Here is a 13,017-nt window from a genome sequence, read left to right on the forward strand (position 1 = left end):
CATGGCCGAGTTCTCGCTCGACCTGAACGAGGAACAGCGGGATCTGCGCGACTGGGTGCACGGCTTCGCCGCCGAGGTCGTGCGCCCGGCCGCGGCCGAGTGGGACGCCCGGGAGGAGACTCCCTGGCCGATCATCCAGGAGGCGGCGAAGGTCGGCCTGTACGGCTTCGAGTTCCTCGCCACCTGCTGGGCCGACCCCACCGGCCTCTCCCTCCCGATCGCCAGCGAGGAACTCTTCTGGGGTGACGCCGGCATCGGGCTGGGCATCTTCGGCACCTCCCTCGCGGTGGCCGCCATCTACGGCGCCGGCACCCCGGACCAGATGGTGGAGTGGGTGCCGCAGTGCTTCGGCACCGTCGACGAGCCCGCCGTCGCCGCGTTCTGCACCACCGAGCCCGAGGCCGGCTCCGACGTCGGCGCGATGCGCACCCGGGCGGTCTACGACGAGGCCACCGACGAGTGGGTGCTGAGCGGGCAGAAGGCGTACGCCACCAACGGCGGGATCGCCGGGGTGCACGTCGTCACCGCCTCGGTCGACCCGACGCTCGGTTCCCGGGGGCAGGCGGCGTTCGTCGTACCGCCGGGCACCGCCGGGCTGACCGCGACCCGCAAGCTGCGCAAGCTGGGCCTGCGCGCGTCGCACACCGCCGACGTCTTCCTCGATGACGTACGCGTGCCGGGGCGCTGCCTGCTCGGCGGCCGGGACGCCCTGCGCGAACGGCTCGACCGGGCCCGCTCCGGCAAGCGCGCCTCGGGCCAGGCCGCGATGCGCACCTTCGAACTCTCCCGGCCCACCGTCGGCGCGCAGGCGCTGGGCGTGGCCCGGGCCGCCTACGAGTACGCGCTGGACTACGCGAAGGACCGGGTCCAGTTCGGCCGGCCCATCATCGAGAACCAGGCGGTCGCGTTCGCGCTGGCCGACATGAGGACGGAGATCGACGCGGCCCGGCTGCTGGTCTGGCGGGCCTCCTGGATGGGCCGCAACAACCGGCCCTTCACTGCGGGCGAGGGCTCGATGTCCAAGCTGAAGGCCGGCGAGGTGGCCGTCTCCGTGACCGAGAAGGCCGTGCAACTGCTCGGCGGGGCCGGGTTCCTGCGGGACCACCCGGTCGAGCGCTGGTACCGCGACGCCAAGATCTACACCATCTTCGAGGGCACTTCGGAGATCCAGCGCCTGGTCATCTCCAGGGCTGTCTCCGGCGTCCAGATCCGCTGATTCGAGGACCCTCCGCGCAACGCACGAGGAGGCCGCTCCGTGGACCTGCCGTTCGTCGTCGCCACCCTGACCCGGCGTGGGCTGCTCGCCCCCGGCCGCCCGATCCGCGTCGCCTCCCAGCTCGGCGCGCTGCGCAAGTGGGGCTGGAGCCTCGCCGGCGAGCTGCGCCAGGCCGCCGCCCGCGACCCCGACCGGGCGGCGGTGGTCGACGAGCGGGGCGCCGAGCTGACGTACGCCGAGCTGCAGGACCGGGCCGAGCGGCTGGCCCGGGCGATGCGGGCGGTGCTCGGCGTGCAGGCCGGGGACCGGGTCGGCGTGCTCTGCCGCAACCACCACGGGCTGATCGAGACGATCGTCGCCGCCATCCTGCTCGGCGCGGACGCGGTGCTCGTCAACACCGGGCTCTCCGCCGCGCAGCTCGCCACCGTGGCGGAGGAGCAGCGGCTGCGGGTGCTGGTGCACGACAGCGAGTTCGCCGACCTGGTCGGCCTCCCCGCCGAGGTGCACCGGCTCGACGAGCGCGCCCGGGAGGAGCTGGTGGCCGGCGCGCTCCCCGGCGACCTGCGCCCGCCGGAGCGGGACGGCCAGATCATCGTGCTCACCTCCGGCACCACCGGCGCCCCGAAGGGCGCCCGGCGCCCCACGCCGAACGGCTTCGGGCCGCTCGTCTCGATCATCGACCGCATCCCGCTGCACACCCGGGACCGGGTGATGATCGCCGCGCCGCTCTTTCACACCTGGGGATACGCCGCCCTCCAGGTGTCCTTCGCGCTGCGCGCCACCGTCGTGCTGCACCGCCGCTTCGACCCGGCCGCCACGCTGGCCGCCCTGGTCGAGCAGCGCTGCGACGCGCTCTTCGCCGTACCGGTGATGGTGCAGCGACTGCTGGAGGTGCCGCCGCCGGAACCGCGGCCCCCGCTGAAGGTGGTCGCGGTCAGCGGATCCGCGCTGCCCGGCGGCCTCGCGCCACGGTTCATGGACGTCTACGGCGAGGTCCTCTACAACCTCTACGGCTCCACCGAGGTCTCCTGGGCCTCCATCGCCGACCCCGCCGACCTGCGCGCCGCGCCCACCACCGCCGGCCGCCGGCCGCACGGCACCCGACTGGCGATCCTCGACGCGGCCGGCGCGCCGGTGCCGGACGGTCGCGTCGGCCGGATCTTCGTCGGCAACGAGATGCTCTTCGAGGGCTACACCTCCGGGGCCAGCCGGGAACGCCGGAACGGCCTGCTCGACACCGGCGACCTGGGCCGCCTCGACCCCGACGGGCTGCTCTTCGTCGACGGCCGGGCGGACGACATGATCGTCTCCGGCGGGGAGAACGTCTTCCCCTCCGAGGTGGAGGACCTGATCGCCCGGCTGCCGCAGGTGCGGGAGACCGCCGTGATCGGCGTACCCGACCCCGGGTACGGGCAACGGCTCGCCGCGTTCCTCGCCCTGCACCCCGGCGAGACGCTCGACCCGGAGGCGGTCCGCGAGTACGTCCGGCACTACCTGGCCCGCTTCTCCGTGCCCCGCGACGTCGTCTTCGTGAAGTACCTCCCCCGCAACGCCACCGGCAAGGTGCTCACCCGCGAATTGCGCCGCTACTACGGCTGACCGCTTGCCGTCGCCGCCGCCGAGACGAACTCCGGGGTCACGGTGCTGCCCGGCGGCACGTCGGGCCGGGTCGAGGGCGGGCGGGTTGCGGACATGGTCGATCGGCGTCGGCGCTCCCTCCCGCTCGGCCGTTTTCCGGTGCGCACCGCCGCCGGCGGCCTCTAGGCTGACAGCACATGATCAGCTCCGGTCCCCGCCGCCGTACGCCGCTGCTGCTGGTCGAGGCGGCGACGCTGCTCTCCGGCATCGGCAACGGGGTGTCCACCGTGGCCCTGCCGTGGCTGGTGCTGGAGCGCACCGGCAGCGCCACCGCGGCCGGCCTGGTCGCGGCGGCCACCGCGCTGCCGCTGCTGCTGTCCAGCCTCGTCTCCGGCACCGTCGTGGACCTGCTCGGCCGGCGGCGTACGGCCCTGGTCTCCGACGCGCTCTCCGCCGTCTCGGTCGCCGCGATCCCGGTGGTGGACGCCCTGCTCGGGTTGAACGTCGGCTGGATCGTGGCGCTGGCCGCGCTCGGGGCCGTCTTCGACCCGGCCGGGCTGACCGCCCGCGAGACGCTGCTGCCGGCCGCCGCGCAGGCCGCCGGGTGGCGGATCGAACGGGCCAACGGGGTGCACGAGGCGGTCTGGGGCCTCGCCTTCCTGATCGGGCCCGGGGTCGGCGGCGTGCTCATCGCCGCGATCGGTCCGGGCTCGACGCTCTGGGTCACCGCCGCCGGTTTCGCCCTGGCCGTCGCGCTGGTCGCCGCCGTCCGGCTGCCCGGGGCCGGCCGCCCGGAACGCCCGCCGGCCGGCCTGTGGCACGGCACCGCCGAGGGACTGCGGTTCGTCTGGCGGGACCGGCTGCTGCGGACCATCGCACTGATCACGATGGTGCTGGTCGCGCTCTACCTGCCGGTCGAGGGCGTGCTGCTGCCGGCGTGGTTCGTCGCCCAGGGCGAACCGGCCCGGCTCGGCGCGATCCTGATGGCGATGAGCGCCGGATCGGTGGTCGGGGCCCTCGCCTCCGGCACGGCGGGACGGCGGATCCGCCGGCGCACCCTGATGGTGGTCGCCCTCGTGGTCACCGGGGCGGCCCTGGTCGGACTGGCCGCGTTGCCGCCGTACCCGGCCATGCTCGGCTTCGCCGCCGTCATCGGGCTCGCGTACGGGCCGGTCAACCCGCTCGCCAACTACGCCATGCAGACCCGCACCCCGGAGCGGCTGCGCGGCCGGGTGGTCGGGGTGATGACCTCCTTCACGTACGCCGCCGGCCCGGCGGGCTATCTGCTCGCCGGGCCGCTGGTGGAGTGGCTCGGGCTGCGCCCGGCCTTCCTGCTGCTCGCCGGGGCGCTGCTGGTGGCGGCGCTGGTCGCCGCGCCGCTGCCGGTACTGCGGGCGCTGGACGAGCCGCCCCGCCACCCGCCCGCCCCGCCCGGCGGCACGTCGGGCCGGGTCGAGGGGCCCCTCCCGCTCGGCGAGCAGTGGGCGCCCTCGGCGCACCGGAACCCGCCGGATCAGGGATAGAGCGTCAGGCCGGGCGTGGTGGCGATGGCAGTCAACTGCGCCATGGTGACCACCGGCGGCGGTGCGGGCTCCAGCGACCGAGGGCCGTCCGGGTCTTTCATGATCATCGGAAAGTTGTTCGCCGCCACCGTCACGGACGTGCCGTCCACCCGCTGCACCAGCACCGCGCGCCGCTCCACGCCCCTGTGACTCGGGTTGGGCTCGGTGCTGGCGGCGATCAGGCTGCCGTCCGGGAGGCGGCGGTCTTCGCAGATGCCGTGGTCCATCGCGGCGCCGCATCCGGGGCGTTCGTCGGTGGACCTCGTCACCAGCGTCACGTCCAACCACTCGACCAGGGGACCGCTGGTGACCAGGATGCGGGTCCAGTAGTGCGAGGTGCTCCGGCGATGGACGAACTGGATCTGGTCGCAGTCGCGCAACTCTTCCTCGACCGTCAGCCCCGCCGGCAGGTGGTCGTCAAGGGCCGCGCGCAGCACACCGGTCAGCCGCGCCACGCCGTCCTCGGGGCGCTCGGTCGGCTGGGCGCGCACCGTGTCGTACGTCGGCACGGGTGGCTGCGGCCTGCCGGACGGCGGCAACGGCTCCGAACAGAACGACGGGGCGGCGGACGGCGAGCCGCCTCTGCCCGACGGCAAGCGATCGCCGGGTCCGGCGACCAGCGCAGGCGTCAGCGCGAGCACGGCGACGGCGACTCCCGTGCCCGCCAGCGTCCAGGCGCGGTGGCGGCGGCGCTGACGGTCGTCGGCGATCAGCCGGTCCACGTCGATCCGGGTCGGTGGCGACGAGGCCACCGCCGCGCGCAACTGCCGGGAGAAATCATCCATCGGTGCGTGCCTCCTCGACTCGGGCCGGCGCGTCGACGAGGCGGCCCCGCAGCGCCTCGATCGCCCGCGCCGACTGGCTCTTGACGGTGCCGGTGGTGCAGCCGAGTTCCCGGGCGGTCTCCTCGACGGACAGGTCGCAGAAGTAGCGCAGCACCAGGACCGCGCGGCGGCGCGGCGGCAACTCGGCCAGCAGGGCGAGGATGGTCAGCCGGTCGGCGGCACCTTCGGTCGCGGACCGCGCGGGGGCGTCCGGGACCTCGGCCCATGCGGCCTCACGCCGCCACGGCCGGCGCCGCTCGTCCAGCCAGACCCGCAGCAGGGTACGCCGGACGTAGGCGTCCGGGTTGTCCATGCCGGACACCCGCCGCCAGTGCCGCAGCAGCTTGACCAGCGCCGTCGACACCAGGTCGTCGGCCGTGTGCCAGTCACCGCAGAGCAGGTACGCCGTGCGGCGCAGCGGCTCCAGCCGGGCCCCGACGTACTCGCGGTAGCCCTCGATGTCGGCAGGCAATCCCGCCACCTCCTCGCCTCACCGGTCAAACGGAGGCGACGGCGGCGGGGGTTGCCCGGTCAGCCCGGAATCGTGATCCGACCCTCGACGGCGGCGGCGGCGGCGGCGATGTCGGTGCGGTGGTGCGAGCCGGCCAGCTCCACGCCGGCCACCAGCGCGTACGCGGCGTCCCGGGCGGCGGCCAGGTCGGCGCCGGTGGCGGTGGCGCAGAGCACCCGGCCACCGGAGGAGAGCAGCGCCCCGTCGTCGGCCCGGCGGGTGCCGGCGTGGATGACGCCCGGAACCTCGGCACCGGTGATCACGTCGCCGCTGCGCGGGGCGGCCGGGTAGCCCTCGGCGGCGACCACGACCGTGACGGCGGCCCCGTCGCGCCACTGCAGCGGCGGGTGCCCGGCCAGCGTGCCGGTGGCGGCGGCGTGCAGCAGCCCGGCGAGCGGGGTCTCCAGCAGCGCGAGCACCACCTGCGTCTCCGGGTCGCCGAAGCGGGCGTTGAACTCGATCACCCGGGGACCGTCGGCGGTGATCGCCAGCCCGACGTAGAGGAGGCCCGCGAACGGGGTGCCCCGTCGGGCCATCTCGGCCAGGGTCGGGTGGACGACGTCGCGCATGACGTCGTCGACCAGGCCGGGCGGCGCCCAGGGCAGCGGCGCGTACGCCCCCATGCCGCCGGTGTTCGGGCCGGTGTCGCCGTCCCCGACCCGCTTGAAGTCCTGCGCCGGCAGCAGCGGAACCGCCGCCTCGCCGTCGGTGACCACGAAGAGGGAGACCTCCGGGCCGGCCAGGTATTCCTCCACGACGACCCGGCCGCACTCCTCCGCGTGCCGGAGCGCGGCGGCGCGGTCGTCGGTCACCACGACACCCTTGCCGGCGGCGAGCCCGTCGTTCTTCACCACGTACGGCGCGCCGAACTCGTCCAGCGCCCGCGCCGTGCTCTCCGCATCCGTGCAGGTGTACGCGCGGGCGGTCGGCACGCCGGCGGCGGTCATCACGTCCTTGGCGAACGCCTTCGAGCCCTCCAGCCGGGCGGCCTCGGCGGACGGCCCGAACGCGGGGATCCCCTTGGCGCGTACGGCGTCGGCGACCCCGGCGACCAGCGGCGCCTCCGGCCCGATCACCACCAGGTCGACCCCGGTCTCCACCGCCAGCGCGGCGACGGCCGCCGGATCGCAGGGATCCACCGCCCGCAGCTCCGCCAGCGAAGCGATGCCGGGATTCCCGGGCGCCGCGATCAGCTGCTCGACGGACGGATCGTCGGCGAGGCCCAGCGCGAGCGCATGCTCCCGCCCCCCACCACCAAGAAGAAGAACCCGCACACCCCGATCCTACTGACCCCCTCGGCCGCCCCGTTGATCATGAGGTTGTTGTCACGACACGCCGGCACCGACGGCAGCAACTCATGATCAACGGGGTGGCCCCCCGGGGGTGTTAGGGGAGGAGGGGGTGGCGGAGGACGTTTTCCTCGCGGCCGGGGCCTACGCCTACCACGCTGACGCGGGTGCCGCAGAGCTCCTCGATGCGGGCGATGTAGCGCCGGGCGTTCTCCGGGAGTTCCGCCTCGGTCCTCGCCTCGGTGATGTCCTCCCACCAGCCGTCGAGCTCCTCGTAGACCGGAGTCGCGTGGTGGAAGTCGGTCTGGGTCATCGGCATGTCGTCGTAACGCTTGCCGTTGATCTCGTAACCGACACAGATCGGCACCTTGGGCAGGCCGGTCAGCACGTCCAGCTTGGTGACCACCAGGTCGGTGACCCCGTTGAGGCGGCAGGCGTACCGGGCGACGACAGCGTCGAACCAGCCGCAGCGGCGCTCCCGGCCGGTGGTGGTGCCGTACTCGTGGCCGACCTTGCGCAGGTGCTGACCGTTGTCGTCGAAGAGTTCGGTCGGGAACGGCCCGGAGCCGACCCGGGTCGTGTACGCCTTGCTGACCGCGATCACCTTGCTGATCGCCGTCGGCGGGATGCCGGCGCCCACGCAGGCCCCGCCGGCCGTCGGGTTCGACGACGTGACGAAGGGGTACGTGCCGTGGTCCATGTCGAGCATGGTGGCCTGGGCGCCCTCCAGCAGGACCGTCTCGCCGCGGTCCAGCGCGTCCCAGAGCATGACCCGGGTCTCGGCGATGTACGGCTTGAGCCGCTCCGCGTACTCCAGGTACTCCTCGATCGTCGCGTCGACGTCGATCGCCTTGCGGTTGTACACCTTGAACAGGAGCTGGTTCTTCTCGCGCAGCGCCAGTTCCAGCTTCTTGCGCAGGATGCCCGGGTCGAGCAGGTCCTGCAGCCGGATCCCCATCCGGGCGACCTTGTCGCCGTACGCGGGGCCGATGCCCCGGCCGGTGGTGCCGATCCGGGAGCTGCCGAGGTAGCGCTCGACGACGCGGTCCAGGGCCCGGTGGTGCGGCATGATCAGGTGCGCGTCGCCGGAGATCCGCAGCCGGCTGACGTCCACGCCCCGCTCGGCGAGCCCGTCGATCTCGGCCAGCAGCACCTTCGGGTCGACCACCACGCCGTTGCCGATGACGATCATCGCGCTCGGTGACAGGGCACCCGACGGCATCAGGTGCAGCGCGTACTTCTGGCCGTCCGGGGTGATCACCGTGTGGCCGGCGTTGTTGCCGCCGGAGTAGCGCACGACGTAGTCGACCCGCTCACCCAGCAGGTCGGTAACCTTGCCCTTGCCCTCGTCGCCCCACTGGGCGCCGAGGAGCACGATCGCTGGCATCTTCTCGCCTCCAGAAGGCTCGGGTGCCAGGTGGCGACCGGTCAGCGAGCCCGGGGTGTCAGGCTAACAAGTAGTGACGACGCGGCCGGCAGGGGTCGCGTCGAGAGGCAGGAGGCCCTTTCCGTGTACGACGTGGTGCTGCTCACCCTCGGCTCGGAGCGCGACGCGCCCGGCGGGGCCTGCGGCAGCGGCGGCGCCTGCTGCGGCGGCGCGACGGCGCACGAGGCCGACGCCGGGGCGACGGCGGACGGAGCCGAGGCCGGGGCCGGGGCCGGGGCGACGGCGGACGGGGGCGCGACGGCACGTGACGCGGCCGACGTCTGCGGGACCGGCGACCGGCACGACGGGAAGGCCGGGGAGCGCTGCGACACCCCCCGGGTGCCGGTGCTGGCCTGCGCGGACGCGCTCACCGCCCGGGGCGCCCGGGTGGAGACGGTCACCGCCCGCTCGGACGCCGAGATCGACGCGGTGCTGGCCAGGTTCGACGCGCCGCCCCGCCCGGACGGCCTCACCTGGCCCGACCCGGACTCCAAGATCCGGCTGGTGGTCGCCGCCGCCAGCGACGCGCAGTTGCGCGCCGTCGTGCGCCGGCTCGTCCGGCGGTACGCCCCACCGCCCAGCCGCCGTCCGGACGACCTTCCCGGCAACCGCACGGTGCCGGACCTGCCGCCGATCGGCGTACTCCCGCTCGATCCGGCGCGGAGCACGACGCACCGTGACCTGGCGGCGCAGCTCGGGCTGCCCCGCGACCCGGCGGCGGTGGCCGCCGTGGTGCTGGACGGCACGGCCCGCCGGCTCGACCTGCTGCGCAACGACGGCGGCTCGGTGACCCTGGACGGCGCGCTGATCGGTGCCGCCGACGACAGCGGCCGGCCGCTGCACTGGCGGGGGCGGGTCGAGGTGGACGACGCCGTCCTCTCCAACGGCGACGACCCGCTGCTGGCCTGCGCGATCGGCAACGCCGGCGGGTACGCCCGGCTCGACGACGTGACACTGCTCGGCGACCCCGACCCGACGGACGGGCGGGTCGAGGTGGCGGTGGCCGTGCCCGTGGTCACCCGCTCGGCGTTCGGCAGGAAGCGAATGCGGCTGGAGGTACGCCGCGCCCGGGGGCGGGCCGTGTCCGTGCTGCCCCGCGAGGGGAAGGTCCCGTTCCTCGACGACGGGGCCGAGGGCGAGCTGAGCCGGAAGCGGTCCTGGTGGACCGAGCCGGGCGCCTGGGCGGTCTGGACGAGCTGACCTCGGCGTCCCCCGCGACGGCCGACCGCGGCCGGCCACTGGGCCTATCCTCGGCAGAAGGAATGGGGAGGAACCGTGGTGGACGAGAACGCCGACCGGGTCCACATGCCCGGCCAGCCGCCGATGCCGGAGCGGGACATCGAACCACTCTGGCCGCCCGACCAGATCGACGGTGCCGACGCACCGCCGTGGGCGTCGACCGCCTCACCGGGGTCGCCCGTTCCCCCGCAGGGCCGACCGGCCGCCCCGCCCTCGCCCGCCGACTACCCGTCCCTGACCGGCGGCCCGGCGACGCCCGCGCCGCCGGACCCGGCGACCGGCTGGGCGCCCCCGCCGGCTGCGGCCTCCGGATGGGAGCCCGGCCCCTCGGGCCAGGGCTGGGCGCCGCCGACGCCCCCCGCAGGGCCGACCGCCCCGGCCGCCGCAGGCGCTGTCATCCCGCCCGCCGCAGGCGCTGTCGTCCCGCCCGCCGCAGGCACAGTCGTCCCGCCCAGCGACCCGACCGCCCCGCCCGCCGGTCCGGACGCAGCCGCCCGGCAGGGCATCGGCACGAGCGCCCCGCCCGCCACGGGCGCAGTCGCCCCGCCCGCCACGGGCGCAGCCGTTCCGCCCGGCGCGGGCACCTCCGCTCTGCCCGGTGGGGGCACGAGCGCCCCGGGCGTCGCCGGGAACGGACCCAGGTCGGCGGTCGGGGCGGGTGGACCCCCGGCCGAGGGCGCCGGGGCCGGCGTGCCGGCTCCCCGGTCTCCTCAGCCCGCCCCCGCCCGGGTCGACCTCGACATGCCCTTCAGCCTCGACCAGCCGGCCGCGCCGATCCCGGTCACGCGCCCGGCCGCGATTCCGCAGCCCTCGGCCACCGACCGAGCCGCCGCCACCCCCGAGCGGTCGCCAGAGGTCGCCGCCGGACCGGACGCGACCGGTGCAGGGCCGGCGACGAGCGGGGTTGCCGGCGGCACCGACAGCGGAGGCGGCACAGCGGCGGACGGCGCACCGGCGGGCGGCACAGCGGCAATCAGCGGCTCGGCGAACGGCAACGCGCCCCACAGCGGCTCGGCGAACGGCGGCGGGGCGCGCGGATCGGCCGAGTCCCCGTGGGCACAGCCGCCGCAGCGGCCCGCCCCGTCCGCCGTCGAACCCACGCCGGCGGCCGGCACCGCCCGACCGGCGGCCATGACGAACCACGGTGCCGCCGAGCCGGCGCCCATAGGCGGAGGCGCCGCGCCCGGGCCCGACGTGCCCCCGCAGGGCACGGCCGGTCACGGCATGCCGCAGGACACAGCCGGTCACGGCACGCCCCCGCAGGGCACGGCCGGGCAGGGCATGCCCCCGCAGGACACAGCCGGACCGAACTCGGCCCAGCAGGGCATGGGCGAGCAGGACAGCGCCGGGCAGGGCATGCCGCAGCAGGGCGGCCCCGGGCAGGGCGGCGCGCCCGGGCCGGGCGGAGGCCCCGGGCCGGGCGGAGGCCCCGGGCCGGGCGGAGGCCCCGGGCCGGGCGGAGGCCCCGGGCCGGATGCGGGGGTACCGCCGCAGGCCACGCCGCCCGGCCCGTACCCGCCGCAGATGACCGGCCCGTACCCGCCGCAGCAGGCGGGCCCGACGCCGCCGCCCGGCCCGTACCCGCCCCAGCCCGGGTGGTATCCGCCGGCCTGGCCGCAGGGCACGCCGGGGGTCGCCGGCCCGGTGCCGCAGCAGGCGTACCAGGCGGCCGAGGGGGTGACCGCCGTGCCGCCCGCCCAGCCCGACCCGAACTGGAACCCGGCGATCACCGCGCCGCCGACCGCCGAGGACTTCGCCCGCCGCCGGCAGGTCCGGCCCGCCGACCCGGTGGCCACGATGGGCGTACGGGCGGTGGCGAACCGGATGGGGCTGCGGCTCCCGCCCGGGCGGCACGAGCAGGAGCTGCGGCGGGACATCGAGATGGTGCGCCGCAACTTCGGCGGGCTGCGCCAGGTGACCGTGGTGAACCCGAAGGGCGGCGCCGGCAAGACGGTGGCCATCCTGCTGCTGGCGATGACGTTCGGCCAGAAGCGCGGCGGCTACGTGCTGGCGTGGGACAACAACGAGACCCAGGGCACCCTCGGGATGCGCGCCCAGCAGGACTTCCACTCGCGTACGGTGCGGGACATGCTGCGCGACCTGGGCCAGTTCCAGGGCGCGCACGGGCGGGTGGGCGACCTGTCGCAGTACGTCCGGTCGCAGGGCGAGGGGATGTTCGACGTCCTCGCCTCGGACGAGTCGGCGACCGGGGGCGAGATGCTCACCGCCGCCGCGTTCGCCGAGATCCGCGAGGTGGTGAGCCGGTTCTACAAGCTGATCTTCGTGGACACCGGCAACAACGTACGCGCCCAGAACTGGCAGGCCGCGATGGACGCCACCGACCAGCTCGTGGTCACCATGTCGGCCCGGAACGACTCGGCGGAGACGGCCGCCCGGATGCTGGACCACCTGGAGCAGAGCGGCCGGCAGCGGCTGGTCCGGCAGGCGGTCACCGTGGTCTCCATGCCGCCCTCACGCAAGGAGATCGACCTGCCGGCGATCCAGGAACACTTCGCGGCCCGCACCCGGGCGGTGCTGCTCGCGCCGTACGAGCGGCTCATCGACACCGGCGAGCCGATCCGGTACGCCGCTCTCTCCTCGGCGACGCGGGACGCCTGGCTGAAGATCGCCGCCTCCGTGGCGGAGGGGTTGTAGGGACCGGGACAGCCCGACGGCCGGCCCGCAGCGTGTCGGGCCGGCCGTCGGAGCGGCGTCAGTTGCTGGCCAGCGCGTCCGCGGCGGCCGGGTCGCAGTCCCGGAGGAACTGGGCGCAGCGGGCCGCCTCGTCGGCCTCGCCGATCGCGTCGGCGGCGCGGGACAGCACGTAGAGGCAGCGCAGGAAGCCCTGGTTCGGCTCGTGCGACCACGGCACCGGGCCGTGCCCCTTCCAGCCGTTGCGGCGCAGCTGGTCCAGCCCCCGGTGGTAGCCGGTGCGCGCGTAGGCGTACGCCGGGACGACCTGGCCCGCGGCGAGGGCCCGGGCCGCCAGCGCGCCCCAGCCGGCGCTGTAGGTCGGGAAGCGCGCCGCCACCTCGGCGTACGCCTCGTCGCTGCCGGCCTGCTCGGCGGCGGCCAGGGCGGCGTCGGCCTCGTCGTGCGCGGGGAGGAGGGTGGCCGGTGGTTCCGGCAACAGGTTCTGCATCGTCCCATTCAACCCGCTTCGCCCGCGGGTGCGCGAGGGGGTTGGGCGAGCTGGTTGACTGAACGGCTGAGGAGTTTGTCACGCCTGCGGCCCATGCCACCGGCAAGTATTTTCCACTACAACTATTGGTCCGGAGCCTCCCCAGGACCGGGTTATGCAGGAGCCCGGTGGCTGTGGCCGCCGGGCTCCTGTCCGTTCCGGGCAGGCCCGGCGCGCTCCCGACGAGCCGG

General features: G+C 75.4%; 9 protein-coding genes and 2 pseudogenes. 5 read left to right on the forward strand and 6 right to left on the reverse strand.

What is annotated here, in order from left to right; translation table 11 throughout:
* Position 1: 1 nt before the first annotated feature.
* The 3 genes from ABT006_RS02580 (at position 2) to ABT006_RS02590 (ending at position 4,317) form a co-directional block, all read left to right on the forward strand.
* Positions 2 to 1,216, forward strand: coding sequence for an acyl-CoA dehydrogenase family protein (locus ABT006_RS02580; protein WP_350702170.1), 1,215 nt, complete (start codon positions 2 to 4; stop codon positions 1,214 to 1,216).
* Between the two features lie 39 nt (positions 1,217 to 1,255).
* Positions 1,256 to 2,815 carry an AMP-binding protein gene (locus tag ABT006_RS02585; protein WP_350702172.1) on the forward strand — a complete coding sequence of 520 codons (1,560 nt, stop codon included), beginning with the start codon at positions 1,256 to 1,258 and terminating at the stop codon, positions 2,813 to 2,815.
* Between the two features lie 176 nt (positions 2,816 to 2,991).
* Positions 2,992 to 4,317 carry an MFS transporter gene (locus tag ABT006_RS02590; RefSeq protein ID WP_350702174.1) on the forward strand — a complete coding sequence of 442 codons (1,326 nt, stop codon included), beginning with the start codon at positions 2,992 to 2,994 and terminating at the stop codon, positions 4,315 to 4,317.
* Here the strand turns inward: ABT006_RS02590 and ABT006_RS02595 are convergent.
* The 4 genes from ABT006_RS02595 to ABT006_RS02610 all read right to left on the reverse strand — a co-directional run bounded on the left by ABT006_RS02595 (position 4,308) and on the right by ABT006_RS02610 (position 8,367).
* The gene (locus ABT006_RS02595) at positions 4,308 to 5,078 is read right to left on the reverse strand and encodes a hypothetical protein (protein ID WP_350702176.1); all 771 of its coding nucleotides are present in this window, start codon (positions 5,076 to 5,078) and stop codon (positions 4,308 to 4,310) included. The genes ABT006_RS02590 and ABT006_RS02595 overlap by 10 nt on opposite strands.
* 55 nt (positions 5,079 to 5,133) lie before the next feature.
* Positions 5,134 to 5,652, reverse strand: a complete 519-nt coding sequence (locus tag ABT006_RS02600) for a SigE family RNA polymerase sigma factor (protein WP_350702178.1) — start codon at positions 5,650 to 5,652, stop codon at positions 5,134 to 5,136.
* A gap of 59 nt (positions 5,653 to 5,711) precedes the next feature.
* The gene (gene purD / locus ABT006_RS02605) at positions 5,712 to 6,965 is read right to left on the reverse strand and encodes a phosphoribosylamine--glycine ligase (protein WP_350702180.1); all 1,254 of its coding nucleotides are present in this window, start codon (positions 6,963 to 6,965) and stop codon (positions 5,712 to 5,714) included.
* Between the two features lie 112 nt (positions 6,966 to 7,077).
* Complete coding sequence (locus ABT006_RS02610; RefSeq protein ID WP_350702182.1) at positions 7,078 to 8,367, reverse strand: adenylosuccinate synthase; 1,290 nt, start codon at positions 8,365 to 8,367, stop codon at positions 7,078 to 7,080.
* A gap of 354 nt (positions 8,368 to 8,721) precedes the next feature.
* Between ABT006_RS02610 and ABT006_RS02615 the strand changes: the two are divergent.
* A pseudogene (locus ABT006_RS02615) lies at positions 8,722 to 9,606 on the forward strand (diacylglycerol kinase family protein); the annotation flags it as partial.
* Positions 9,607 to 10,355: 749 nt separating this feature from the next.
* On the opposite strand, the gene ABT006_RS35055 reads toward ABT006_RS02615, so the two are convergent.
* Positions 10,356 to 10,760 carry a hypothetical protein gene (locus tag ABT006_RS35055; protein ID WP_502890827.1) on the reverse strand — a complete coding sequence of 135 codons (405 nt, stop codon included), beginning with the start codon at positions 10,758 to 10,760 and terminating at the stop codon, positions 10,356 to 10,358.
* A gap of 127 nt (positions 10,761 to 10,887) precedes the next feature.
* Here ABT006_RS35055 and ABT006_RS02620 point away from each other — a divergent pair.
* Positions 10,888 to 12,300: pseudogene (locus ABT006_RS02620) on the forward strand (MinD/ParA family ATP-binding protein); the annotation flags it as partial.
* Between the two features lie 58 nt (positions 12,301 to 12,358).
* Here ABT006_RS02620 and ABT006_RS02625 read toward each other — a convergent pair.
* Positions 12,359 to 12,787 carry a DUF3151 domain-containing protein gene (locus ABT006_RS02625; protein WP_350702186.1) on the reverse strand — a complete coding sequence of 143 codons (429 nt, stop codon included), beginning with the start codon at positions 12,785 to 12,787 and terminating at the stop codon, positions 12,359 to 12,361.
* Between the last annotated feature and the right edge of the window lie 230 nt (positions 12,788 to 13,017).

Source organism: Micromonospora sp. NPDC002717, assembly GCF_040295705.1.
Lineage (GTDB): Bacteria > Actinomycetota > Actinomycetes > Mycobacteriales > Micromonosporaceae > Micromonospora.